We start from the raw sequence: 26,775 nt of genomic DNA on the forward strand, positions 1-26,775 counted from the left end.
GAGCCAACTTAACGTTGAGCTTCGCCACCCAGCGCCTCGATCAAATTTTTGATCAACGCGGCTAACTCACTGGTCATCAGAATAAAATCGGCATCAAAACGCTGTGCGAAATCGTCCCGATCAATATCATCATTCTGTTCACGTAATGTGTCTGAGAATTTCAACCGTTTCAGCGAACCATCATCAGCCAATATCAATTGCACGCGTTCTTGCCAATCCAGCGCCAGTTTAGTCACCAGTTTGCCCGCCTCAATATGAACAGCAATTTCATCGCTAACTAATGCCTGTTTCTTACAGCGAATAACGCCGCCGTCTTCAAGAATGGCTTTCAGTTCAGCTTCGTCCATTAAGGTAAAACCTGCGGGTAAATCACCGGAGCGAACCCATTCGGTTAGCGTTAGCTCAATCGGATTTTCCAGCGTCAGTGGAACAACCGGTAATGAACCCAAACTCTTACGCAATAATGCCAGCGTATCTTCAGCACGTTTGGCGCTGGCGGCATCGACCATAATCAGGCCATTAACCGTATCAATCCATAAATAGGTTTGGTTAAAACGGCTGAATGCCCGTGGCAGCAGGCTGTGCAGCACTTCGTCTTTCAGAGAGTCTTTTTCGGTTTTTTTTAGTTTACGGTGTTGCTCACCTTCCAGCCGCTCGATCTTGGCCTGTAATTCTTGCTTAATGACGGGTGAAGGCAGGATTTTTTCTTCTTTACGCGCACAGATAACAATCTGACCATTAACGGTATGGGTTAATGCGTCGCTGTGTGAGCCCATCGGCGGTACCCAACCGGTTTTCGCCATATCCTGACTACCGCACGGGGTAAAAGAGAGGGCGCTTAACTGTTTTTCCATTTCATCCGCAGACAGTGAAACTTCCCGGCTCAAACGGTAAACCATTAAATTTTTAAACCACAGCATAGTGTTATCCCAAACTCTGGCGCGCTCAAAGCACGCGTGTTAATCAAACGCAAGGCGGCATAATAACGAATTGAAGCCACAGTCCATAGCAAAATAGCGCAATGAATTTGGCTTTGAATCGAAATATTGGATGAAAAAGCGCTGCAACTGCATCAGTTCTTCAGACTGAAGGGTTCAAATTGTCAGGTGATATCAAATAGGAGAATTCAAAGATTGTGAGAGGCTTGAGGATTGTCCAAACTAGTATACAAAGGCTAATGATTTAGTGGTTTAGTGCTGAGGGCACAGATCAAGTTGAGTTTAGTCAAAAAAATACAGCCGGTTGCAAAGAGGTGAAGCACAATGCGCATTGGTATAGATTTGGGTGGCACCAAAATAGAAGTCATTGCATTAGCCAATGATGGGCGAGAGCTTTTCCGCAAGCGGGTGGAAACGCAACGGCATGACTATCATCAAACAATATTAGCAATTGCCAGTTTGGTTGCCGATGCAGAAAAAGCAACGGATGAACAGGGCAGTGTCGGTGTAGGAATTCCTGGAACCTTGTCTCCTTTTAGCGGAAAAGTGAAAAATGCTAACTCAGTGTGGCTAAATGGGCAGGCTCTGGATCGGGATCTGTCTGAAAAGTTGGCTCGCCCGGTCAGAATGGCAAATGATGCGAACTGCCTTGCTGTTTCGGAAGCCATCGATGGAGCCGGTGCTGGACGGCATTTGGTATTTGCGGCAATTATAGGAACCGGTTGTGGCTCAGGTATTGCCATTGATGGGCGGGTACATTCGGGTGGTAATGGTATTGCCGGTGAGTGGGGACATAATCCTTTGCCGTGGCAAAATGAAGATGAGCTGCACTATCAATCAGAGGTTCCCTGCTATTGTGGCAAAAAAGGATGTATTGAAACCTTTGTTTCCGGTACCGGATTTGCCACAGACTATTTTCGCCTAAGTGGTAATTCATTGAAAGGAAAAGAAATAATCACACTAATGGAACAAGGTGATGCCATTGCAGAACTGACTATGCAGCGTTATGAGCAACGGTTCGCTAAATCATTGGCTCATGTGATTAACTTATTTGATCCCGATGTTGTCGTATTGGGCGGAGGAATGAGTAACGTTGATCGTTTATATCAAACTCTCCCGGATTTGATCCGCCCTTGGGTATTTGGTGGCGAATGTGAAACACCCATTCGCAAGGCTATACATGGTGACTCTAGCGGTGTGCGTGGTGCCGCTTGGCTGTGGCCACAAGAGTAACTTAACCCGGCGTGCCGTAAACCTCGGCCTTCTGAACTGCACTCTAAAAGTTGAACACCCAACGGAGTAAGGCGCGTTTTCTTATCTAACTTGTTGTTTTTGTTTATAAATATATCGCTGGAGGATAGGTGTTGGCGCACCGCCATAGCTAAGTCTATACCGGTTTCCCGTTGTGTCACTATTGCTCTATAACCAACCACAAATGGATGGGTAAGATATCTCGGGTGCGCCACACTCAAGTGTGGCGCATGAATGCACTTACTGTTAACTATATGAATTAAATGTTTTTTTAACAGGTACTCCCTTGAGGGAATCTTAAAGATAAGATCCGTGTTGCTTTAATTTACAGCAAAAATACTGTCCAGCCGGCTAATGCCCAATCCGTTAATTTTCTTCACTTTAATTTGTACTGGTATTCGTTCTTTCATTGCCTCCACATGACTGATCACACCAATAGTTTTCCCGGTAGCGTTCAGACTGTCCAGCGCATCCAGAGCCGTATCCAGTGTTTCCGCATCAAGCGTCCCAAAACCTTCATCAAGGAACAATGAGTCAATACTGGTTTTATGACTAACCAGATCCGACAGTGCTAGTGCCAGCGATAGACTGACCAGGAAACTTTCTCCTCCTGAAAGCGTTCGGGTATCCCGAATGGCATCAGCCTGCCAGGTATCAACCACCAAGAGTTCCAGTGCATCATTGGTCTTGCGTTGCAGTAGATAGCGTCCGTGTAGCCGTGTTAACTGGTTATTGGCCAGATAAACCAGGTGATCGAGCGTTAGACCTTGTGCAAATTTGCGGAATTTATCGCCTTCCTTTGAACCGATTAAGTGATTGAGATAACTCCAATCATCGTATTGTTGCTGACTATTTTCTATTTTATCAAACAATGCTGACTGGGTTACCCGACGAATGGCGTCGCTCTCTAATTGATTACGCAATTCTCCCTGTCGTAGCGTACTGGTCTTTCTTTGGGTCGATAGCTGATCTGATCGTTGTTGCAGATCGGCTAAATCGGTATGCTGATCAATCCCCGATGGGCAAGCCTGTATATGTCGTGCCAGCGCTTCACTCGCTTGTTGTTGACGGATATCTGCTTGTTGCCGACGTTGGCTCAATTGTTGTTGCCACTGCTGTAAGTGCTGTCTTTCATCGTCACTTAATAATGCCGCTGTCAGTGTCTGTTCGTCACTAAATTCACTGTTTGCCAATGCTTGTTGCAATGCTGTTTGAGAGGCAGATGCCCGCAACTGATATTGCTGTAACTGTTGCTCCAGCGTCGCCAGTTCACCGGATAGACGGCTTAGCTGCGATTGCCATTGTTGTAACTCATCAGCGGCCTTCTGCTGCGCCAGTTCCAGTTGCTGTTGTTGTTGACGCAAAGTCTGGCGCACTTCGGCAACCATTCGGTCACCAAATAGAGACAGGCGGTGTTTAATCTGTTGCTTTAAGTCATCGCCAATCTGCTGATGTTGTCGAGTCAGTTCGGCTAGCTGCTCGTTAGCTTCCTGTAAATGGCTACGTTGACTTTCAAGGCGGGTCTCCAGCATTTTTTGTCGTAGAACCAAATCCTGTTGTTCCTGTTGGTGCTGTTGCCAACGCTGCCATTCACTTTCCCGTTGATTCAACCAATTTTGTTGCTGCTCTGGAGCCGGTAACTGGAGTCCCAGTTTGGCTAATGCATCAATGAAAGCCTGTTGTCGTGCTTTGAATTCATCCTGCTGGCGTTGATAGGACTGTTGCAACTCTTTGTGGGCTTGCTGAGTATCCGATAGTCGCTGTTGCAGTAGGGTGATGTCCTGTCGGTTCTTCTGTTGGCTTTGCTCTGCCAGGGCTAATGTATTTTTAGCCTGTTGGCTCTGTTGCTGCAGGTGCTCATACTCTGCCAGTTTCCGCTGACAATCCTGCTCTTGTTGTTCTTGTTGTTCCAGCCAGGTAGTCAGCAAGGTCGGCTCATTGAGCTGGAATGTTAGCGCTAGCGGCTGTGTCAGTGCTTGCCAGGTCTGCTGATAATCAGCAAGTAACTGACTACTTTGCTGTAGTTCCTGATCCAGACGCGCCTGATTTTGCCGCAAGCTTTCTGACTGGGCGCGTAACTCGCTACCAGCAGTGTACAGAGCTTCAACTTGCTTACGCAGGGCAGCAACGCGTAGCGCTGTTTCGGACGGCTTGAGTGCCTGATATTCCGCAATCGCGGGGTGTTCCAGTGCGCCACACAGTGGGCAGGCTTGGCCTGCCTGTAATCGGGTTCTTTCGGCTTCCAGCGTCACGATCTGCTTCTCACGCTCGTACAATGCTTCTAGATCCGTAAGATGCTGTTTCTGCTGTTGGTACTGCTGCCGTTTTTCTTCAAGCTGCTGTTTAAGAACATCAAGTTGCTGTTGTTGAGTAGAGAACTGTTGTCGCTGTTGATCATGCCTAGCCTGTATTTGTTGAGCCAGCGGCGATAATTTGGCAAGTTCTAGTCGACTTCTTCGCTGTTCATTCAGCTCGCCAAGTCGTTGGCGCAATGGGGCTTGTGGAGACTGTTGCTCAAGTAGTAATAGTTGTTGTTGAATATTGCCTGCCAGTTTTTCCGCTTCGACCAAGGTTGTTTGTTGCTGTTTTTCTTGCTGGTTAAGTACGGTGATTTGCTGTTGTTGAGTGTCAATTAGTGTGATTTTTTGCTGCAACTGTTGCGTGCCATCGGCGAGTAATTGCCTTTGCAGATGCAGTTGGTGGAATTGCTCCCGCCACAGCGGCAGGTTCTTTTCCCATTGCTGATGATGAGTGTGACTGATGGCATAGTCAGTCAACTGCCGTAACCGCTGATGTATTGTTTGTAACCGCTGTTCGTCTTGCTCGAACTGCTGGGTATCTTGCTGTGTTTTGGTCTGCAATTGCTGCAACTGTAGATCCAGTTGAGCCAACAGTTTTTTCTGGTTATCTATCTGATTATCCAGAGGAGCAATCTGTTGTTCTATGAGTTTTTCTTGTTCGTCTTGCACTGCAGTATGTTGTTGGCGAGCCTTGGTCGCTTGTTCAAAAGCCAGCGTCAGCGGCGTAAGTCGGAATTGGTATTGCTGCTGTTGTTGCGTTATTTCTGCTATGCGTTGTTGCGTTTGTTGCAGGTCTTGCAAGCACTGATTCCGCGCGATTTGCAAAGGGCGCAGTTTTTCAGCGGGTTCACTGCGCGCTAGCCGTAGCAGGTCAGGTTCTGCTTGCTGATATTCCAGTTCAACTTGCTGTCGTTGCTGGTTACATTGCTGTATATGTTGCTGTTGTTGCTGCAAGGACGTGATCCAGGCGATCTGATGTTGTAAAGCGAGTAGTTCAGCGCCGAACTGCTGTTCTTGTTGGTGCAGTGCGTCGAGTTCTGACTGTAATGTTTGTCGCTGATCTTCATTGAGCAATTCGATGCCGTTGGCGCGAAGATACAGTGTATCCAATTCGGCTTTAGCCTGTTTGTGCTGCTCAAAAACCTGTTCTGATAGCCGCCCGTATATTTCAGTTCCGGTTAACTCTTCCAATAACTCGGCGCGATCGTTGGCATCAGCGTTCAGGAAGGCGGCGAACTGACCTTGGGATAGCATCATCGATTTGGTAAATCGACCAAAATCCAATCCGGTGATAGCGGCTATCTGCGAGAGTTTGTCTCCCACTTTATCAGCCAGAATAGTGCCGTCCTGGCACAAGGCCAGTTCGACTTTAGGTGCCTGCAAGTTGCCCTCAGGCGAGTTTTTGGCTCGCCGCTGGCTCCAGAATGCGCGATAGCTAACACCCTTTACTTCAAATTCGACTTCAGCCAGTGATTCTGCGGTGTGACGGGTCATCAATTCATTCTGGCTGGGTGAAACTTTTATCCGCGGAGTCTGGTGATATAACGCCAAACAGATAGCATCCAGCAGCGTTGTTTTTCCTGCGCCAGTCGAGCCAGTAATGGCAAACAGACCATTGCTGGCGAAGGGCTCGGCGGTAAAATCAATCTTCCATTCGCCTTGTAGCGAGTTAATGTTTTTTAGGCGTAAACTTAAAATTTTCATGGATTCGTTTCTCCGGCCGCGTTATCCAGAGTGACGGAGTCGACAATCTGACTGAACATGTCCCGCATTTTTTGTTGGCGTGGTCCGGAGAGCTCCGCCTCAAGGGCCAGCCTACGTTCAAACACATCGCTGACGCTCAGTTCATTGAGGGTTTCTTTTTCTTGCCGCTGAATATGGCCTGGCTTCTGTTCTTTACAGCGCCGTAATAACACCACTTCTACCGGTAAATTTTCTGTCAATGCCTGAATTCGTCGTTGAATGTCGCTGAGATAGTCTGGTGTTGCGACTTCAATATCCAACCATACGGGCAGTCCGACATGATCGGAAAAGGTTGCAAGCTGTTGTTCTATTTGCTGAAGATTTCCTTTAATCAATTGCATTGGTTGGTGTTGCGGGATAATCAAAGATTCAATGCTGGTGAGTTGCTGCCCGGTAAAGGTTACTAGAAATACGCTCTTTTCTTTATTCAACTCGTCAAAACTAAGAGGAATGGGGGAACCGCTGTAGCGAATATGTTCAGATTTGGCGACCTGTTGAGCACGGTGAATATGGCCTAGTGCAATATAGTCGGCAGGGGGAAAAGCCTGAGCCGGAAAGGCATCAAGCGTACCGATATAAATATCCCTCACAGAGTCGGAGGCGCTGACGCCAACGGTAGTAAGGTGGCCAGTGGCAATAATCGGCAACGGCAGGCCGCATTGTTCACGCAAGCTCACCGCCGTAAGATAAAGCTGATGGTAGTGCGCCGCGATCGCTTCTTGCAATGCCAGTTGTTTCTGCGATCCCGATTCACCGGATTGGCTGATGATCAGATCGCGTGGACGTAGAAATGGAATGGCACAAAGTATCGCTCCAGGCTGATCTTGATGATCCTTGAGAATGAAAACCTGCTGTTCCTGATCGGCACTGGCGTGGGCAATAACTTGAGTATTCAGGCACGCCAAAAGTTCTCGTGACTCATTCAGGGTGGCGACAGAGTCATGATTACCGCCGAGCACCACTAACTGACAACCGGTGCGCTGAAGTGCAACGATGAAACGGTTATATAATTCTCTGGCATAGCTGGGAGGGGAGCCAGTATCAAAGATATCACCAGCAACGATCAACGCATCAACCTGATGTTCTTCAATCTGTTGGATAAGCCAGTGCAAAAAAGCCTGATGTTCTGGAGCGCGGCTTTTTGTGAAGAAATACTGACCTAAATGCCAGTCAGATGTGTGGATGATGCGCATAAAAACTCCCGCTATGGCAGGTTAACAATGGCGCTGATTATAAACGTTGGTGGAATGATGTCGCGGTGAAAAAGGTGCAATTGCGTCATTTCTGGAAGCGCTTCGCAAAGTTGGTTATATCACCTTGCAACGTACTACCGGTTAACCGCTATGCTTATTGGCGGCATAGAAGTGGTTTTTTTCATAAAACTGTCATAAAACTGACGCATAATGGCGCGGAAATCAAATAGCGATCGCTAACATATTGGCAGGATTGACGATGGCAAGACGCATACTGGTGGTGGAAGATGAAGCGCCGATTCGCGAGATGGTATGTTTTGTGTTGGAGCAAAATGGCTACCAACCGTTAGAAGCCGAAGATTACGACAGTGCTGTCGCGCGGCTGTCAGAGCCTTTCCCTGATTTGGTGCTGTTAGACTGGATGTTACCTGGTGGTTCCGGGATTCAGTTTATTAAACATATGAAACGTGAAGCGATGACCCGGGATATACCGGTGATGATGTTGACTGCCCGTGGTGAAGAAGAAGATCGGGTACGTGGGCTGGAAGTGGGAGCCGACGATTACATAACCAAACCATTTTCACCGAAAGAGCTGGTTGCCAGAATAAAGGCGGTCATGCGGCGGATTTCGCCAATGGCTGTTGAAGAAGTGATCGAAATGCAAGGCCTGAGTCTGGATCCTTCTTCACACCGGGTGATGGCGAAGGAAAAAGCGCTGGATATGGGACCGACCGAGTTCAAATTACTGCATTTCTTTATGACTCACCCTGAGCGGGTTTACAGCCGCGAACAGTTGCTAAATTATGTCTGGGGCACTAACGTTTATGTGGAAGACCGCACTGTTGATGTCCATATCCGCCGCTTGCGAAAAGCGCTTGAGCCTGAAGGGCATGACAAAATGGTGCAAACTGTCCGGGGAACCGGATACCGTTTCTCAACGCGCTATTAAGTGGTTAGTGCTGGAGAATTTGTCGTGCTAGAACGCTTATCATGGAAAAGGCTGGCTTTAGAGCTGGTTCTTTTTTGTTTGCCTGCATTACTGCTCGGGATTTTTATCGGTTATCTTCCCTGGCTATTGCTGATTTCAGTGCTGATGGCTCTCGCTTGGAATTTTTATAACCAGCTAAAGCTGTCCCATTGGCTGTGGCTGGATCGTAGTATGACGCCGCCTGCTGGCCGCTGGAGCTGGGAACCGCTATTTTATGGTCTTTATCAGATGCAGTTGCGTAATCGGCGGCGGCGGCGTGAGTTGGCATTATTGATCAAACGTTTTCGCAGTGGTGCCGAATCTTTACCTGATGCGGTGGTGATGACGACTGTCGAGGGGAATATTTTTTGGTGTAATGGATTAGCGCAGAATCTGCTGGGTTTTCGCTGGCCGGAAGATAATGGACAGCATATTCTCAATTTGCTGCGTTATCCTGAGTTTGCCCAGTACCTGCAACTGCAAGAATTTAGCCGCCCGTTAACGCTGCCATTGAATAATGGCCACCATGTTGAATTTCGCGTGATGCCTTATTCGGAAGGACAATTGTTGATGGTTGCTCGCGATGTTACTCAGATGCGCCAGTTGGAAGGGGCTCGCCGTAACTTCTTTGCCAATGTCAGCCATGAATTACGCACGCCGTTAACCGTGCTGCAAGGCTATCTGGAAATGATGCACGATCAGGATCTGGAACCAGCCTTGCGTAGTAAAGCCTTAAATACCATGCAAGAACAAACCAAGCGAATGGACGGTTTGGTTAAGCAATTGTTGACGTTATCGCGTATTGAAGCCGCACCGAATATTGATATGAGTGAACGGGTTGATATCCCGTTGATGCTAAAAGTGTTGCAGCATGAGGTACAGGCGCTGAGTGCGGGTCGCCATGAAATCACCTTCAGAGTTAATGAACAGCTTAAAGTCTTTGGTAATGAAGATCAGTTGCGCAGCGCAGTATCCAATCTGGTGTATAACGCGGTAAATCATACGCCAACGGGAACCAAAATTGAGGTGTGCTGGCAGTTAACGCCACAAGGTGCGCAATTCCAGGTTAGTGACAATGGCCCTGGTATTGGGTCGGAACATGTTCCACGCTTGACTGAACGTTTTTATCGGGTGGACAAAGCACGTTCGCGACAAACCGGCGGTAGCGGTCTGGGTCTGGCTATTGTGAAACATGCATTAAGCCATCACGATACGCGTTTGGACGTGATGAGTGAAATAGGCCTCGGGACACGTTTTGTCTTTACCTTGCCGAAGCGATTGATTGTTCAGCCAGTTTTAACCGAGAATGTGGCGAAAACCTAAGGCCTACGGACAATTTATCTGATGATTAAATGGATTAGGACAACGTTACTTGGCACCCTATTATTGGTGAGTATCCCCGCTTTTGCCATGACATCAGAAGGGATGCTTTCCGGTAATCTTTCCAGCGTAGGGTCTGACACCCTGGCCAACCTGATGTCGTTGTGGGCAGAAGACTTTAATCATCATTATCCGAGTATCAACTTACAGATTCAGGCTGCGGGCTCTTCCACCGCGCCGACGGCGTTGGCGGCTGGTGCTGCTCAACTAGGCCCCATGAGTCGGCCGATGAAGTCGGCTGAAATTGCGGCCTTTGTGCAACGCTATGGTTATGCCCCTCTCGCGGTTCCGGTAGCGGTAGATGCTTTGGTCGTATTGGTACATCAGGACAATCCGTTACCGGGTCTGAGTTTATCGCAGCTTGATGCTATCTATTCGCAAAATCATTTATGCAGTGCATCAAACCCGGTTAATTCTTGGGCCGATCTTGGATTAACTGGTCCTTGGGCAGCACGTTCAATCGAACGTTACAGCCGTAACTCAGCTTCGGGAACCTACGGCTATTTCAAACTACGCGCGTTGTGTGGTGGTGATTTTTGCAGTCAGGTGAATGAGTTACCCGGCTCTGCTTCGGTGGTACAAGCGGTGGCTGCCTCCCTGAACAGTATTGGCTATGCCAGTATTGGTTTTCGCGCTAGTGGTGTGCGCTTACTTCCACTGGCTGAATCCGGTCACGATTATGTTTTGCCAACGGCTGAAAATGTCCGTAATGGCCGCTATCCCTTATCCCGCTATCTTTATATCTATGTTAACAAAGCACCAGACCAACCGCTGGAGCCGCTGACTGCTGTATTTCTCAGCCGGGTATTATCCGCAGAAGGGCAGGACGTGGTCAGCAGAGACGGTTATTTACCGTTGTCGCCTGAAAGCTTGAGAAAAGCACGGGCGATACTCGGTCTGGCCAACTAAACGCCCAAAAGCACATTGATTTTTCGTACAATAAAAATGTCTCTATTGAATTCAAATCAACGAGATGACAATCTCCAACCGATATGACTTGGAGGCTCAGATGTATGGGGTTCTACTTTTAACTCAAAGAAACTCTCCCCGTGGTAAATCACTTATGTTGTAACGGCGTTGACTACCCAAGGTTAATTATTGGCTAAAAATGATACAAATCATATGGCGTGTATTTCTTAATAACCCACAGGTTCAACTGGTATTGACGAATTATCTGGTTGATGACTCTGCTTTTCCGATCCAGACTTGCCTTTCTCCGCTATAAACGTTCTACTTATCCTCCGTTGTTGGTTTATTCCATCTGCATATAACTTCAAAAACACTGCAAACTGTCGAAATTGATTAATCGCATTAGCCCATTTTCGGGGGGCATTAAATCGTTCTCGACTGATCTGGAAAGGCAACGACCCAGGGTTTTCCTTATTGGTCATTTAACTAGGCAACACGACAACCACTATGAGTCATCGTTTATCATCTAAAGATATCTTGGCATTAGGTTTTATGACCTTTGCCTTATTTGTTGGTGCCGGAAACATTATTTTCCCACCAATGGTTGGCCTGCAATCAGGCGAGCATGTTTGGATTGCCGCCATTGGCTTTCTGATTACAGCCGTGGGTTTACCGGTTATGACCGTCATCGCGCTGGCGCGTGTCGGTGGCGGTATTGATGCCCTGAGTAAACCGATTGGTCGCAGCGCAGGTCTGGTACTGGCAACGGTCTGTTATTTGGCCGTTGGGCCACTTTTTGCTACGCCGCGCACCGCCACAGTTTCTTTCGAAGTTGGGATTGCGCCGCTAACGGGTGATGGCCCATTGCCGCTGTTTATCTATAGCGTGGTCTATTTTGCATTGGTCATCGGAGTCTCTCTGTATCCTGGCCGCCTGCTGGATACGGTTGGGCATATTCTGGCTCCGTTGAAAATTGCCGCACTGGCGATTCTGGGGATTGCCGCGCTGCTTTGGCCTGCAGGTCCGTTGATTACGGCTACCGAAGCCTATCAGCAAGTACCGTTCTCTTCCGGTTTCGTCAACGGCTATCTGACGATGGACACCTTGGGCGCTCTGGTCTTCGGGATTGTGATCGTAAATGCTGCTCGCTCCCGTGGCGTGGTTTCTCCCGGTCTGTTGACTCGTTACACCATTTGGGCTGGCCTGATTGCAGGTATCGGCCTGACGCTGGTTTACCTGAGCCTGTTCAAACTGGGCGCCGGTAGCGGTGCTTTGGTGCCAGAGGCACAAAATGGTGCAGTTATTCTGCATGCTTATGTTCAGCATACCTTTGGTGGTCTCGGTAGCTTGTTCCTGGCGGCATTGATATTTATCGCCTGTATGGTTACCGCCGTTGGCCTAACCTGCGCTTGCGCCGAGTTCTTTAGCCAGTATCTGCCGTTGTCATACCGCGCACTGGTATTTATTCTTGGCATTTTCTCTATGCTGGTATCAAATCTGGGTCTGAGCCACTTGATTCAGATTTCGATTCCGGTTCTGACCGCAATTTATCCGCCATGTATTGTGTTGGTGGTGTTGAGTTTTACCCTACGTTGGTGGAACAATTCGTCACGAATTATGGCACCGGTCATGTTGGTTAGCTTGTTGTTCGGTATTCTGGATGCGATTAAAGCTTCGAGTTTTGAGCACTTCCTGCCAGCCTGGACTCAACATTTGCCACTGGCTGAACAAGGGTTAGCTTGGCTACCACCTTCCTTGTTGATCTTGGTTATTGCCGGTTTTTACGACAGAGTTTTCTGCCGTCATCAGGTTACTGCCAAGCAATAGTAGGCATGAAATAAGTATGTTGAGCCACGAGCTTTTGCTCGTGGCTTTTTGCTGAAAGAAGACGGGATACTGTTATGGAATTACCAGTCAAAAATAAGCTAAAACGCGGGCTGACAACGCGGCATATCCGTTTTATGGCGCTAGGCTCGGCGATCGGTACTGGGCTGTTTTATGGCTCCGCAGATGCAATTAAAATGGCTGGGCCAAGCGTATTGTTGGCTTACCTAATCGGTGGCATTGTTGCTTTTATTATTATGCGCGCCCTTGGCGAAATGTCGGTCAATAATCCGCAAGCCAGTTCTTTCTCGCGCTATGCCCAGGATTATCTTGGGCCGATGGCTGGCTATATTACTGGCTGGACTTATTGTTTTGAAATCCTGATCGTGGCTATTGCTGATGTGACCGCCTTTGGTATTTATATGGGCGTCTGGTTCCCTGATGTGCCCCATTGGGTTTGGGTACTGAGTGTGGTACTGATTATCGGCGCGATCAACATGATGAGCGTGAAGGTGTTTGGCGAACTGGAGTTTTGGTTCTCCTTCTTCAAAGTCGCGACCATTATCATCATGATTTTGGCCGGTGTTGGAATCATCATTTGGGGGATTGGCAACGGTGGGCAACCGACGGGAATCCATAATTTATGGACTAACGGTGGTTTCTTCAGTCATGGTTTTGTCGGCATGATGTTGTCATTGCAACTAGTGATGTTTGCCTACGGTGGGATAGAAATTATCGGGATTACTGCTGGTGAAGCCGAAGATCCGAAGAAATCTATACCTAAAGCCATTAACTCTGTGCCTTGGCGCATTCTGGTATTTTATGTCGGTACGCTGTTCGTCATTATGTCTATTTATCCGTGGAATCAGGTTGGCACCAATGGCAGCCCGTTTGTCCTGACCTTCCAGCATTTGGGCATTACTATAGCCGCAGGTATCCTGAACTTTGTGGTCATTACTGCCTCGTTGTCAGCAATTAATAGCGATGTATTCGGCGTGGGTCGTATGCTGAACGGTATGGCAGAACAGGGTCATGCACCGAAGATTTTTGGGGCTATTTCCAAACGCGGTGTGCCTTGGGTGACAGTGTTGGTCATGATGGGGGCGATGTTGACTGCGGTATATCTGAACTACATCATGCCGGAAAATGTGTTCTTGGTCATTGCTTCTCTAGCGACATTTGCCACCGTTTGGGTATGGATCATGATCCTATTATCCCAAATCGGTTTCCGTCGTTCATTGAGTCGAGAGCAGATTAAAACGTTAGATTTCCCATTACGCGGAGGGGTATTTACCTCAGTGCTAGCGATTATCTTCCTGTTATTCATTATTGGGTTGATTGGTTATTTCCCTACCACTCGAGTTTCTCTGTATGTCGGGTTGGCGTGGGTCGCCTTACTGCTGGCTGGCTATTATCTGAAAGTTCGCCATCAGAAAAAACAGGCTGCACTAACAGTATTATCTGAATAATCGTTGCGATCTGTACAGAAATAGACAAGAAGAACCGGGCTAAGCGCCCGGTTTTTTATCCAGCAATACCGGATGACTCTCCCTGTTTTTCCCACCCTTTATCCTGTCATCAAATAGTGATATAGGTGATGGTTAGCCTATTTTTGCCGTCTCCTCCCCCCGACTCCTCCCTGAAATTTACGCTAATAGATGAGTGGGTTCCTATCGCAACGTGGCATGGTTGATGTATCGATACAATTAGATCATGTTATTGCCGCAGCATTGAGTTGTCGCGCGGTAATTTTGCTTAGAGCAGGAGAGTTATATGTTGAGTGGTTGGCATCTGCCGGTCTCCCCTTACATACATCTGCGTGATGATGCGTTGCATATCAGTTTATGGCTGCGGGGCGCTGACTTACCGGAACAGGTTTTTCTTCGCTGTGAACCGGATAATGAAGAGTGGTTATTGAGGATGAAAGGTCGGCAGCACGATGGATTCTGGCGTTATCGTGCGGTTCTGCCTTTGCGCGAAGGCCAGCCAAGTCGGCGCTATTGTTTTAAATTGCTTTGGGCTGATCGTCAGCAGTGGTTTAGCCCGCAGGGCTTCTCGGTTATTCCTCCAGCTCAATTGGGGCAGTTTGCCATTGATATCCCAGATAACGGACCTGATTGGGTTGCCGATCAACTATTTTATCAAATTTTCCCCGATCGTTTTGCCAGTAGTCAGGGAGATCATGGCGTACAAGATGGCAGTTATTTCCACCATGCAGCCGGTTGTCCGGTTGTCCGGCGAGAGTGGAACGAACCTCTGGACGATGTGAATGCTTCCTCCACCTTTTATGGCGGCGATTTAGCGGGTATCTGTGAAAAACTGCCTTATTTACAACAGTTGGGTGTCACTGCCTTGTACCTGAATCCGATTTTCACCGCTCCCAGTGTACATAAATATGATACCCAAGATTATTATCAGGTTGATCCTTATTTAGGCGGTAACGAAGCATTCCTGCAACTGCGGGAAAAAACCAGAGATGCTGGGATCAAACTGCTGCTGGATGGCGTATTTAACCATACTGGCGATTCTCATTGCTGGTTTGACCGTCATCAGCAAGGAACCGGCGGTGCTTGCCACGATGAAACTTCGCCTTACCGCAGTTGGTTCAACTTTTCTCCTGATGGCCAAGTGCTAGATTGGAAAGGCAATTCCAGTCTGCCTAAACTGAATTTTGCCTCAGAGGGGGTGGTCAATCAAATCTATCGTGATGACGACAGTGTTGTCCGTCACTGGCTACGTCCGCCATACAGCATCGATGGCTGGCGTTTAGACGTAGTACATATGCTTGGTGAACAGAGTGGAGCAAAAGGGAATTTGCAGCATTTAGCTGGAATTTATCAGGCAGCCAAACAGGAAAATTCGCAGGCTTATATTTTGGGCGAACATTTCGGCGATGCCCGTAATTGGCTACATGCCGGAGTGGAAGATTCGGCGATGAATTATATGGGGTTTGCTTTGCCGGTGCGAGCCTTTCTAGCGGGGGTTGATGTGGCCGCTCATCCGATAAAATTGGATGCGGCTGAATGCGCGCAATGGATGGATGAATATCGTGCCGGCTTATCCCACAATTGCCAACTTCGTTTGTTTAATCAACTGGATAGCCATGATACAGCGCGGTTTATTACCTTGCTGAACGGCAATAAGTCACGGATGAAAATGGCTTTGGGTTGGCTATATAGTTGGATTGGTGTGCCTTGCTTATATTATGGCGACGAAATCGGGTTGGATGGTGAAAACGATCCCTTCTGTCGTAAAACCTTTCCCTGGGACGAAAGTCGCTGGGATCATGCACTGCTCGGTTTGTGTCGACGGATGATCACTCTGCGTCATAGCAGTATGGCGCTGCGGAGAGGGGGTTGTCAGGTGCTGTATGCAGCAGGTGATTCGCTGGTATTTATTCGTGCTCATCAGCATGAGCGAGTATTGGTCGCCTTGCAGCGTGGTTTGCCTACCCGGTTAAACCTGCCGGTATCACCTTTACTCAACGTTGAAACATGGCAGCGTGAAGAGGGAGAAAGCGAGTTGATGCAGCTAAACAGCGGCGTCAGTTTGCAGTTGGGCGCGGAGAGTTTTACTGTTTGGAAGGGCGTTGGTAAGTACTAACTTTCTTTTGGGCGCGGCGGAACTTGTGGCTGGCGGCTTCTCTGCAAAAGCAAAACCCACTGTGGTAACAACATGCGCCGTGGGTTCAAAATAATTGAAACTCAGAGACTGATTTCTTCCCTTTTTTGATTGCTATTTTTGCCTTATGGTAATCACTCCCGCCGCTGAAATCTGAAAAACTGTGCGGCAATGCAAGTTGAAGAGGATGAAGAATGAGCGCAACTAAAAAGACGGCATTAATCATTGGAGCATCCCGTGGTTTGGGTTTGGGGCTGGTAGATGAATTGAATCGACGCGGTTGGTCAGTGACGGCAACCACGCGTAACCATGCTAAAGAAACCGGTGCCAATTCCACTCGTTGGTTAATGTTGGATATTAATCAGCCAGACAGTATTGATGCTTTTTTACCTCAAATAATTGGTCAAAATTTTGACCTGATCTTTGTGAATGCTGGAGTATCCGGAGCTGATCACCAGTCAGCGTTGAAGGCTACGCCGGAAGAGATTTTAGCTCTATTCCAGACCAATACCCTTTCACCCATTAGAATTGCCGAATATTTACTGCCGTATCGTAACCCTCGCGCTAGCGTATTGGCCTTTATGTCATCACAACTAGGCAGTATTACCAACAATGAAACCGGTCATAAACCGATGTATTCTGCCAGTAAAGCGGCATTGAATATGATGACGCGTCATTTGGTCGCTGAAGTAGCGGATAACACGTTAACGGTATTATCGTTCCATCCTGGTTGGGTGAAAACGGATATGGGCGGAGATGCTGCACCGTTAACCATCAGTACTAGCGTGCAGGGAGTCGTGGATCAAATCGAGAAGCGTTCGGGGAAAGGTGGACATGCTTTTATCGATTATCAGGGTAAGTCGTTACCTTGGTAATAATATCAGGGTATTCAGTGTGGTTTGCCACGTAATGATAGTGCGAAGAACGTAACTTGATGTTGCCAAGGGATATGCGGAGCAGACGAAGCAAAAAAGACCAGTCAGCATGAACTGACTGGTCTTGTCTTATTCGGTTAAACCGAACGAATTCTCAACTGAATTACAGTTTGGAGGCGTTTTTAGACAGGTATTTTGCTACGCCGTCTGGAGATGCACCCATACCTTCCTGGCCTTTTTCCCACTGAGCAGGGCATACATCACCGTGTTCTTCGTGGAATTGTAGCGCGTCAACCATACGCAGCATTTCATCAATATTACGGCCTAATGGCAGGTCGTTAACTACCTGATGGCGCACAACTCCGTTTTTGTCGATCAGGAATGAACCACGCAGCGCCACGCCCGCTTCTGGATGTTCGATGCCGTAGGCTTTCTGAATATCGCGTTTGATATCAGCAACCATAGCGTATTTTACTTCGCCGATGCCGCCGTTTTCGATTGGGGTTTTACGCCATGCGTTGTGAACGAATTCTGAGTCAAAAGATACGCCAACAACTTCAACACCGCGTTTCTGGAATTCTTCGTAACGGTGATCGAAAGCAATCAGTTCTGAAGGGCAAACAAAAGTGAAGTCCATTGGCCAGAAGAACAGGACAGCAGGTTTGCCGTTCAGGTGATTTTTCAGGTTGAAGTTTTCAACGATTTCGCCGTTACCAAGTACAGCAGCCGCAGTAAAATCAGGGGCTTGACGAGTTACCAGAACCATAAATTACTCCTGTTAATAGGGATGGATTAACGAGTTGGGATAAAACTATTGTCACAGCATAGGCAGTTAGGCTTAATCAATAAAGGCTTAAATACCAATCGCTGAGATAGTTTGCGCCTATCAATATAGTGATTTTGTATCTTTTGTCTTTTTAAGATACTGGCTTTAATACAAAGAGCAAGTGGCTTGAGTCAAATAATCGTTATCTGACTTGAGTGAACCATTAAATCTGTTTATGTTGCGCTTTATGCATCATTTGCGGGTAGAACTGCCAGAATACCTGTTCCAGCGGCTTATAATGTTGCTCAATATCGTAAAAAGAGCCAGCTAATGCGACCAGTTTAGGTCTGCGGCTGGCCATGCCTTGTAACACATTAGCGATAAAGGGCAGTTCGGCATAGCGCTCCAGCCAGCGCTCTGGCCACAGATAGGCGTTCAGATTCTGAAAACGATCGGGTGTTTGCGGCAAAAATGGCACGATCTGACTTTGTGCCTGATGAATAAACACTGGCAAGCTCATGTCGGGAACCAGTTCATTCCAATGACGCGCCAAAAAATGATCCCACAATACGTCCAGAGTTATCGGGGCAACGCGTCGTGAGTCAGGACCAAAATAGCCGCGAGCCTCTTTAACCAGCGGTAAAGTATCGGTCATAACATCAACGCGGCGATGCATCATGATGCCAGCTGCAACCTCCTGATTGTAGTCATTCTGCGGGTTGCCGCGAACGAAATCGGCCATCAGGTTGCCTAGCAGGGAGCTGTCGGCCAGCTTGGCCAAATGGAGGTGTGCGAGAAAATTCATTTGCTCAGTATAATGCAAATAACCGGTTATCTTGCTTAATTCTTGCAGCTAACTCTTGTCGGCTCTAGACTAGGCCGCCTGTTTTTGTCGTCTAAGTCTAAAGTGGAAAGCCATGCGTGTTGCCGATTTTTCTTTTGAGCTCCCCGAGTCTCTGATAGCCCATTATCCACAGCCTCAACGTAGTGGCTGTCGTTTATTATCGTTGGACGGTCCGACCGGGACGTTAACGCATGGCATTTTTACCGATTTACTCGATAAGCTGGAAGCGGGTGACCTGCTGGTATTCAACAATACCCGTGTTATTCCTGCTCGTTTATTTGGGCGTAAAGCCAGCGGTGGCAAACTCGAAGTGCTGGTTGAACGCGTATTGGATGACCACCGGGTTTTGGCTCACGTTAAAGCATCCAAGGCGCCCAAACCGGGCACCGAAATGTTATTGGGTGACGATGAAAGTATTCGTGCAACGATGCTGGCGCGCCACGACACCTTATTCGAACTGCGTTTTGATGAAGAGCAGGACGTATTCAGTATCTTAAATGCAGTTGGCCATATCCCGCTGCCTCCTTATATCGACCGTCCCGATGAAGAGGCTGATCGTGAGCTGTATCAGACGGTCTACAGCCAACGTCCTGGCGCGGTCGCTGCACCGACGGCGGGATTGCATTTTGATGAGCCGATGCTTGCTGCGTTACGAAATAAAGGCATCGAAATGGCATTTGTGACCTTGCATGTTGGGGCGGGAACATTTCAGCCAGTGCGAGTAGAAAGTATCGAAGAACATATTATGCATTCCGAGTATGCGGAAGTGCCGCAAGAAGTCGTTGATGCGGTTCTGGCTTGTAAAGCTCGAGGCAAAAGAGTTGTGGCCGTTGGGACGACATCGGTTCGTTCTTTGGAAAGCGCGGCAAATGCCAGCGAAGACGGGGTGATTGCGCCTTTCTATGGTGATACTCGTATCTTTATTTATCCGGGTTACCATTATCAGGTTGTCGATGCCTTGGTGACCAACTTCCATTTACCCGAATCCACGTTGATAATGTTGGTTTCAGCTTTTGCTGGCTATAAAAACACGATGAACGCCTATCAGCAGGCGGTCGTCGAAAAATATCGATTCTTTAGTTACGGCGATGCAATGTTTATCAGCCGTAATCCACTGGCACCGCAAGAGACGGTTAACCAGTAAATTACAGGCCATGGAGTTTCTGTGGTCAGACAATAGCAACATCAGACTGTTTATCTGATGCTGGAGGTTATGTGAAGTACGAATTACAGAAAACCGACGGGCGTGCCCGCCGTGGCCGTCTGGTCTTTGAACGTGGTGTCGTGGAAACCCCGGCATTTATGCCTGTAGGCACCTACGGCACCGTGAAAGGAATGACGCCAGAAGAAGTTAAAGAAACTGGCGCACAAATTTTGCTGGGTAACACTTTCCATCTGTGGTTACGTCCCGGCCAGGAAATTATGAAGTTGCACGGTGATCTGCATGATTTTATGCAGTGGCACGGCCCGATTCTGACAGATTCCGGTGGTTTCCAGGTATTCAGCCTGGGAGCGATGCGTAAAATCAAAGAGGAGGGGGTGCATTTCAAAAATCCGATTAACGGAGATTCCGTTTTCCTTAGCCCAGAAAAATCAATGGAAATTCAATACGATCTCGGTTCTGATATCGTGATGATCTTTGATGAATGCACACCGTACCCGGCAGATTGGGACTACGCAAAGCGTTCAATGGAAATGTCTCTGCGTTGGGCTGCCCGCAGTCGTCAGCGTTTTAATGAACTGAATAATAAAAACGCCTTATTCGGCATTATTCAGGGGGGTGTTTACGAAGATTTACGTGATGTATCAGTAAAAGGACTGGTAGATATCGGCTTTGATGGTTACGCTGTGGGCGGTCTGGCTGTCGGTGAGCCAAAAGAAGATATGCACCGGATTCTTGAACACGTTTGTCCACAGATTCCTGCGGATAAACCACGCTATCTGATGGGCGTCGGCAAACCGGAAGATCTGGTTGAAGGTGTGCGTCGCGGTATCGATATGTTCGACTGCGTGATGCCAACGCGAAATGCGCGTAACGGTCACCTTTTCGTTACCGATGGCGTGGTAAAAATCCGTAACGCCAAGCATAAAGATGATACATCAACGCTGGATGCAGAGTGTGATTGCTACACATGTCGCAATTATAGCCGTGCCTACTTGCATCATCTGGATCGCTGCAACGAAATACTGGGTGCCCGACTTAACACCATCCATAACCTGCGTTACTACCAGCGCTTAATGGCAGGTTTACGTCAGGCTATTGAAGAAGGTAAATTAGAGAGCTTCGTTGAAGATTTCTACGGCAGGATTGGGAAACCTATTCCGCCATTAAACGTTTGATTTAGAATTTATTGTTTTGTAATTATAGATTGAACGGTTAGGATTTTGCGGTTACTTATTTTAACACACTGATGTCACACTACTGATATTGATAACAATGAGGGAATTTTAATGAGTCTTTTCATTTCCGATGCTGTCGCATCTGCTGGGGCTCCGGCTCAAGGAAGCCCGTACTCCCTGGTAATTATGCTGGTGGTATTTGGTCTGATTTTCTATTTCATGATCCTGCGTCCACAGCAAAAACGTTCTAAAGAACATAAAAAACTGATGGATTCTATCGGTAAAGGTGACGAAGTTCTGACCACTGGCGGTTTGATCGGTCGTGTGATTAAAGTTGCGGAAACGGGTTACATCGTTATCGCACTGAATGACACCACTGAAGTGATGATCAAGCGTGACTTCGTGGCTGCCGTTTTGCCGAAAGGTACAATGAAGGCTCTGTAATTTTCGATTTTCCCTAAGGGAACTACCGTGTTGAACCGTTATCCTTTGTGGAAGTATGTAATGCTGATCGCCGTGATTCTCGTCGGTCTGCTCTATGCGCTTCCCAACCTTTATGGTGAGGATCCGGCTGTTCAAATCACTGGCGCGCGTGGTATCGCCGCCAGTGAAACAACGCTGGACCAAGTCCGTACTGTCTTGGAAAAAGACAACATAGCGAGCAAGTCTATTGCGCTGGAAAACGGTGCAATTCTGGCTCGCTTTAAAGATCCTGATGTTCAACTGCGTGCCCGTGAAATCTTAATGGCAGCGTTGGGCGACAAATACGTTATCGCGCTAAACCTGGCTCCGGCAACACCGACCTGGCTTGCCAGATTGGGTGCTGAACCGATGAAGCTTGGCCTTGATCTACGTGGCGGTGTGCACTTCCTGATGGAGGTGGATATGGACACGGCGTTAGGCAAGCTGCAAGAACAGACGATGGATACCATGCGCAGTGATCTGCGTGAAAAAGGGATTCCTTATGCTGCGGTGCGTAAACTCGACAACTACGGTGTTGAAGTGCGTTTTCGCGATGATAAAGCGCGGGATGAAGCCATTAGCTACCTTTCTTCTCGTCACCGTGATTTAGTCATTAACTCCAACGGCAGCAATACATTGAAAGCCGTAATGAGTGATGATCGTCTACGTGAAGCAAGGGAATATGCTGTTCAACAAAACATTACTATTCTACGTAACCGGGTTAACCAATTAGGTGTTGCTGAACCATTAGTTCAGCGCCAAGGTGCTGATCGTATTGTGGTTGAGCTGCCTGGTATTCAGGATACTGCCCGCGCCAAAGAGATTCTTGGTGCGACCGCAACGCTTGAGTTCCGCTTGGTTAATACCAATGTCGATGGTTCTGTTGCTGCATCTGGTCGTGTGCCGGGTGACTCCGAAGTGAAGAATACCCGAGAAGGACGTCCGGTTGTACTATACAAACGTGTCATTCTGACCGGCGACCATATTACTGATTCAACCTCCAGCACCGATGAATATAATCAGGCTCAAGTGAATATTTCACTCGATAGCGCTGGTGGCTCGACCATGTCTAATTTCACAAAGGACAATATCGGCAAGCCGATGGCGACTTTGTTTGTGGAATATAAAGACAGTGGTAAGAAAGATGCCAATGGTCGTGCCATTCTGGTTAAACAGGAAGAAGTCATCAACGTTGCGACTATTCAGTCTCGCTTAGGTAACAGTTTCCGTATTACCGGTATTGATAACCCGAATGAAGCGCGTCAACTGTCTCTGCTGCTGCGTGCCGGTGCGCTGATTGCGCCAATCCAGATTGTGGAAGAACGCACCATTGGGCCAACTCTGGGTTCACAAAACATTACCCAGGGATTGGAAGCCTGCTTGTGGGGGCTGGCTGTATCCATCCTGTTTATGGTGGTTTACTACCGTAAGTTTGGTGTGATTGCCAGTACGGCACTGTTAGCCAACCTGGTGTTGATCGTCGGCGTGATGTCCCTGTTACCGGGGGCGACATTAACCATGCCGGGTATTGCCGGGATCGTGTTGACACTAGCGGTTGCGGTTGATGCCAACGTACTGATTAACGAACGAATAAAAGAAGAGTTTAAAAACGGGCGGTCGATTCAGCAGGCGATACATGAAGGGTACAAAGGTGCCTTCTCCAGTATCATCGATGCGAACGTCACGACGTTGATCACAGCGATTATTCTGTACGCTGTGGGTACCGGTTCGATTAAAGGCTTTGCTATTACGACAGCGATCGGCGTGATTACGTCCATGTTCACTGCAATAGTAGGTACTCGTGCCATCGTCAACCTGCTTTACGGCGGCAAGCGCATTAACAAGCTGTCTATTTAAGGAGTACGTTGTGGCACAGGATTATACTGTTGAGCAACTGAACTATGGTCGTAAAGTCTATGACTTTATGCGCTGGGACAACGTTGCTTTTGGCATCTCGTTGCTGTTGTTGGTGGCATCCATTGCAATTATCTCGGTCAAAGGCTTTAACTGGGGGTTGGATTTCACCGGCGGTACGGTGATTGAAATCAACCTGGAAAATCCGGCAGATCTTGATCAGATGCGTGACACCTTGGAAAAGGCCGGTTTTGAATCGCCAATTCTACAAAATTTTGGTAGCACCCGTGATGTGATGGTGCGCATGCCACCAGCTACTGGCGCAGCAGGCCAGGAATTGGGCAATCGCGTTATCTCGGTTATCAATGAGTCTGTTGATAAGAATGCTACGGTAAAACGTATTGAATTCGTCGGGCCAAGTGTGGGTAGTGATTTAGCCCAAGCTGGTGGTATGGCGCTTTTAGTCGCATTGCTTTGTATTCTGGTGTACGTCGGTTTTCGTTTTGAATGGCGTCTGGCTCTGGGGGCGGTAATCGCTCTGGCTCATGACGTGATCATTACTATGGGTATTCTATCGCTGTTCCAGGTGGAGGTTGACCTGACCATCATTGCATCATTGATGTCGGTTATTGGTTACTCACTGAACGATAGTATTGTGGTCTCGGATCGTATTCGTGAGAATTTCCGCAAGATTCGTCGTGGAACGCCTTACGAAATAATGAACGTATCCCTGACACAAACCCTAAGCCGTACCATTATGACGTCTGCAACAACCTTGATGGTTGTTTTGATGCTGTTCATTTTTGGTGGTGCGATGCTGCAAGGCTTCTCACTGACCATGTTGATCGGCGTGTCTATCGGTACTGTTTCATCCATTTATGTTGCTTCTGCACTGGCACTGAAACTGGGTATGAAACGTGAGCATATGCTACAACAGAAAGTTGAGAAAGAGGGGGCTGACCAGCCTTCCATTCTTCCTTAACCTACAGAACATATAGCATCATTATTGCTCTGCGGATTGCGAGTAACTTAATAAAAAGCCTCATTTTTGAGGCTTTTTGCTATTATTAACGTCGGTCTGGTTATCAGGCCTAATGACCCATTCAATATTGTTTTGGTGCTTATGATGGCCTAAAGGCTGCGTATATGCAGGGCTACCGTACTGCCATCAGCTGCGCTGACATAGGCTCGCCAACAATTCACTAATAATTGCGTCACGCTACGCAACAAATAGGCTTCAGCCTTTGTTGTCGCCGTACTTCGCGGTAAACTATAGGCAATTTTGGGAACAATTATCAGGAAGTGCTATGCATTGCCCATTTTGTGCCGCTGTTGATACCAAAGTGATTGACTCCCGCCTGGTAGGTGATGGTTCACAAGTCCGTCGTCGTCGCCAGTGCCTGGATTGTAATGAGCGTTTCACTACTTTTGAAATAGCTGAACTGGTGCTACCCCGCGTCATTAAAAGTGATGATGTTCGTGAGCCTTTCAATGAAGAAAAGCTGCGGCGTGGGATGTTGAAAGCGTTGGAAAAACGGCCGGTTAGCTCCGACGATGTCGAAATGGCGATTAGCCATATAAAATCTCAATTACGCGCCACTGGCGAACGTGAAGTGCCGACTAAAATGGTCGGTAATCTGGTTATGGAAGCGTTGAAAAAGTTGGATAAAGTTGCCTACATTCGCTTTGCATCGGTTTACCGTAGTTTTGAGGATATTCGCGAGTTCGGTGAAGAAATTGCCAGATTGCAGGACTAGCTCTGCCCACAGAATTTAAGGAATAGCATGCATGCATCCCGATGAAATTTATATGGCGCGCGCTTTTGAACTCGCGCGACTAGGGCGTTTTACCACCTCACCTAACCCCAATGTCGGTTGTGTCATTGTTCGGGATGGGAAGATCGTCGGTGAAGGTTATCATTTGCGTGCTGGAGAGCCTCACGCTGAGGTTCACGCTTTGCGCATGGCGGGTGATGCTGCCAGAGGGGCAACAGCTTACGTCACGCTGGAACCTTGCAGTCACCACGGTCGCACACCACCTTGTGCTGATGCATTGGTTGCTGCGGGCATTCGCCGTGTAGTTACAGCTATGCAAGATCCCAATCCACAGGTTGCTGGTCGTGGTTTGTATCAGCTTAAGCAGGCGGGCATTACAGTCGAGCATGGCCTGATGCTGGCGGAAGCTGAGGCGGTGAATCTTGGTTTTCTGAAACGTATGCGTACTGGTTTTCCTTATCTGCAACTAAAAATGGCAACGTCCCTCGATGGTCGGACTGCAATGGCCTCAGGCGAGAGTAAGTGGATTACGTCTCCACAGGCTCGTCAGGATGTGCAACGCTTTCGCGCCCAGAGCTCGGCAATTCTTAGTACTAGCGCCACGGTGCTGGCCGATGACCCTTCGCTCATTGTACGCTGGACAGAATTGGATGCGGATACCCAGCGAATCTACCCAGAGTTGGCGCTGCGTCAACCGACGCGCATTATCCTGGATAGCCAAAATAGGGTGACACCTGCCCATCAGGTCATTCGGCAACCGGGTGACTGCTGGTTGGCTCGAGTCGATGCTGACCAGCAGCACTGGCCGGACAACGTAGATCAACTGTTGCTACCACGCTACGGTAATGGGGTCGATTTAGTGCTGCTACTGATGCAGTTGGGCAAACGACAAATTAATTCAGTGTGGGTTGAAGCCGGGCCGCAACTGGCGGGCGCGCTGTTGCAAGCGGGGGTCGTGGATGAGTTAATTCTTTATGTCGCGCCAAAGCTGCTTGGAGATAACGCCCGAGGTTTATGCGGTTTACCAGGGATTGATCGGCTTTCTCAGGTACCAGAGTTCAGTTTCAGTGATGTCACTCAGGTTGGCCCTGATTTACGTTTGCGACTGAAACCAAAGTATTAATTTTTTGGCTTCAGGCCAATATTTTCTCCGCTTATTGCCGTCTTGTCAGGCGTTTTACAAATGCGCAGGCGCAGGCAGCGAAAGAATATGATAGAATCCGCCCCCCTGCGGGGTATGAACCGATATTGAGGAAAGCTATGAACGTTATCGAAGGTGTTGTTGCTACTCCTACTGCTCGTGTGGCGATTGCGATTGCGCGTTTTAACAACTTTATCAATGACAGTCTGCTGGAAGGTGCAATTGATGCCCTGAAGCGCATTGGCCAGGTTTCTGATGACAACATTACCGTAGTCTGGGTTCCTGGAGCCTATGAGTTGCCGTTGACTGCTAATGTGTTGGCAAAAACCAATCGTTATGATGCGGTTATCGCGCTGGGTACTGTCATCCGTGGGGGCACAGCGCACTTTGAGTTTGTTGCTGGTGAAGCAAGTTCTGGCTTGGCAAACGTCGCCATGAACAGCGATATTCCTGTTGCTTTCGGTGTATTGACTACCGAAAGTATTGAGCAGGCTATTGAGCGCGCTGGTACTAAAGCGGGTAATAAAGGTGCAGAAGCTGCCCTTACCGCACTTGAAATGATTAATGTAATCAAAGCTATTAAAGGCTGAAT

The 26,775-nt window shown here is 48.0% G+C and carries 21 protein-coding genes; 16 read left to right on the top strand and 5 right to left on the bottom strand.

Translation table 11 applies throughout. The features are described 5' to 3' along the window. Positions 1 to 8: 8 nt before the first annotated feature. A complete protein-coding gene (rdgC, locus tag DJ39_RS07180) occupies positions 9 to 920 on the bottom strand; it encodes a recombination-associated protein RdgC (protein WP_004720309.1) in 912 nt (303 codons plus the stop codon). A gap of 342 nt (positions 921 to 1,262) precedes the next feature. On the opposite strand from rdgC, the gene mak reads away from it, so the two are divergent. Then, positions 1,263 to 2,171, top strand: a complete 909-nt coding sequence (mak, locus tag DJ39_RS07185) for a fructokinase (RefSeq protein ID WP_004720310.1) — start codon at positions 1,263 to 1,265, stop codon at positions 2,169 to 2,171. A gap of 338 nt (positions 2,172 to 2,509) precedes the next feature. Here mak and DJ39_RS07190 read toward each other — a convergent pair whose 3' ends face one another. Together DJ39_RS07190 and sbcD are read right to left on the bottom strand one after the other, a co-directional pair. Continuing rightward, positions 2,510 to 6,193, bottom strand: a complete 3,684-nt coding sequence (locus DJ39_RS07190; protein WP_038243670.1) for an SbcC/MukB-like Walker B domain-containing protein — start codon at positions 6,191 to 6,193, stop codon at positions 2,510 to 2,512. Beyond that, positions 6,190 to 7,425, bottom strand: coding sequence for an exonuclease subunit SbcD (gene sbcD, locus DJ39_RS07195; RefSeq protein ID WP_004720314.1), 1,236 nt, complete (start codon positions 7,423 to 7,425; stop codon positions 6,190 to 6,192). The genes DJ39_RS07190 and sbcD overlap by 4 nt, the downstream gene beginning before the upstream one ends. A gap of 259 nt (positions 7,426 to 7,684) precedes the next feature. Between sbcD and phoB the strand changes: the two genes are divergently transcribed. From phoB to DJ39_RS07230, 7 genes are all read left to right on the top strand, one after another. Next, a complete protein-coding gene (phoB, locus tag DJ39_RS07200) occupies positions 7,685 to 8,374 on the top strand; it encodes a phosphate response regulator transcription factor PhoB (RefSeq protein WP_038243676.1) in 690 nt (229 codons plus the stop codon). Between the two features lie 24 nt (positions 8,375 to 8,398). Beyond that, positions 8,399 to 9,715 carry a phosphate regulon sensor histidine kinase PhoR gene (phoR, locus tag DJ39_RS07205; RefSeq protein WP_038243678.1) on the top strand — a complete coding sequence of 439 codons (1,317 nt, stop codon included), beginning with the start codon at positions 8,399 to 8,401 and terminating at the stop codon, positions 9,713 to 9,715. 21 nt (positions 9,716 to 9,736) lie between these two features. Further along, positions 9,737 to 10,681, top strand: a complete 945-nt coding sequence (locus DJ39_RS07210) for a PstS family phosphate ABC transporter substrate-binding protein (protein WP_038251280.1) — start codon at positions 9,737 to 9,739, stop codon at positions 10,679 to 10,681. Positions 10,682 to 11,188: 507 nt separating this feature from the next. After that, a complete protein-coding gene (gene brnQ / locus DJ39_RS07215) occupies positions 11,189 to 12,508 on the top strand; it encodes a branched-chain amino acid transport system II carrier protein (RefSeq protein WP_004720323.1) in 1,320 nt (439 codons plus the stop codon). 74 nt (positions 12,509 to 12,582) lie between these two features. Continuing rightward, entirely contained in the window at positions 12,583 to 13,974 is a 1,392-nt protein-coding gene (gene proY / locus DJ39_RS07220; protein ID WP_004720326.1) for a proline-specific permease ProY, read from the top strand. A gap of 304 nt (positions 13,975 to 14,278) precedes the next feature. Beyond that, positions 14,279 to 16,108, top strand: coding sequence for a maltodextrin glucosidase (gene malZ / locus DJ39_RS07225; protein WP_004720329.1), 1,830 nt, complete (start codon positions 14,279 to 14,281; stop codon positions 16,106 to 16,108). Positions 16,109 to 16,320: 212 nt separating this feature from the next. Next, the gene (locus DJ39_RS07230) at positions 16,321 to 17,001 is read left to right on the top strand and encodes an SDR family oxidoreductase (RefSeq protein WP_004720331.1); all 681 of its coding nucleotides are present in this window, start codon (positions 16,321 to 16,323) and stop codon (positions 16,999 to 17,001) included. 163 nt (positions 17,002 to 17,164) lie between these two features. Here the strand turns inward: DJ39_RS07230 and DJ39_RS07235 are convergent, their stop codons facing one another. Both DJ39_RS07235 and DJ39_RS07240 read right to left on the bottom strand, forming a co-directional pair. Next, positions 17,165 to 17,767: a peroxiredoxin C gene (locus DJ39_RS07235; protein WP_004720333.1), complete on the bottom strand. Its 603-nt coding sequence runs from the start codon at positions 17,765 to 17,767 to the stop codon at positions 17,165 to 17,167. A gap of 223 nt (positions 17,768 to 17,990) precedes the next feature. Further along, entirely contained in the window at positions 17,991 to 18,572 is a 582-nt protein-coding gene (locus tag DJ39_RS07240) for an ACP phosphodiesterase (RefSeq protein WP_004720335.1), read from the bottom strand. 112 nt (positions 18,573 to 18,684) lie between these two features. On the opposite strand from DJ39_RS07240, the gene queA reads away from it, so the two are divergent. The 8 genes from queA to ribH all read left to right on the top strand — a co-directional run bounded on the left by queA (position 18,685) and on the right by ribH (position 26,773). Next, positions 18,685 to 19,755 (top strand): tRNA preQ1(34) S-adenosylmethionine ribosyltransferase-isomerase QueA, encoded by a 1,071-nt coding sequence (gene queA / locus DJ39_RS07245; RefSeq protein WP_004720338.1) that lies wholly within the window; start codon positions 18,685 to 18,687, stop codon positions 19,753 to 19,755. Between the two features lie 71 nt (positions 19,756 to 19,826). Then, the gene (gene tgt, locus DJ39_RS07250; RefSeq protein WP_004720339.1) at positions 19,827 to 20,951 is read left to right on the top strand and encodes a tRNA guanosine(34) transglycosylase Tgt; all 1,125 of its coding nucleotides are present in this window, start codon (positions 19,827 to 19,829) and stop codon (positions 20,949 to 20,951) included. Positions 20,952 to 21,062: 111 nt separating this feature from the next. Next, entirely contained in the window at positions 21,063 to 21,395 is a 333-nt protein-coding gene (yajC, locus tag DJ39_RS07255) for a preprotein translocase subunit YajC (protein WP_038243687.1), read from the top strand. Positions 21,396 to 21,422: 27 nt separating this feature from the next. Further along, complete coding sequence (secD, locus tag DJ39_RS07260) at positions 21,423 to 23,270, top strand: protein translocase subunit SecD (RefSeq protein WP_071665756.1); 1,848 nt, start codon at positions 21,423 to 21,425, stop codon at positions 23,268 to 23,270. A 10-nt stretch (positions 23,271 to 23,280) separates the two neighbouring features. Continuing rightward, the gene (gene secF / locus DJ39_RS07265; protein WP_004720345.1) at positions 23,281 to 24,249 is read left to right on the top strand and encodes a protein translocase subunit SecF; all 969 of its coding nucleotides are present in this window, start codon (positions 23,281 to 23,283) and stop codon (positions 24,247 to 24,249) included. A 325-nt stretch (positions 24,250 to 24,574) separates the two neighbouring features. After that, on the top strand, positions 24,575 to 25,024 hold the full coding sequence (gene nrdR / locus DJ39_RS07270) for a transcriptional regulator NrdR (RefSeq protein ID WP_004720348.1): 450 nt from the start codon (positions 24,575 to 24,577) through the stop codon (positions 25,022 to 25,024). Positions 25,025 to 25,055: 31 nt separating this feature from the next. Further along, positions 25,056 to 26,165, top strand: a complete 1,110-nt coding sequence (gene ribD, locus DJ39_RS07275; RefSeq protein WP_004720349.1) for a bifunctional diaminohydroxyphosphoribosylaminopyrimidine deaminase/5-amino-6-(5-phosphoribosylamino)uracil reductase RibD — start codon at positions 25,056 to 25,058, stop codon at positions 26,163 to 26,165. A gap of 137 nt (positions 26,166 to 26,302) precedes the next feature. Beyond that, a complete protein-coding gene (ribH, locus tag DJ39_RS07280) occupies positions 26,303 to 26,773 on the top strand; it encodes a 6,7-dimethyl-8-ribityllumazine synthase (RefSeq protein ID WP_004720352.1) in 471 nt (156 codons plus the stop codon). Positions 26,774 to 26,775: the final 2 nt, after the last annotated feature.

The organism is Yersinia ruckeri ATCC 29473 (genome assembly GCF_000754815.1).
GTDB lineage: Bacteria > Pseudomonadota > Gammaproteobacteria > Enterobacterales > Enterobacteriaceae > Yersinia > Yersinia ruckeri.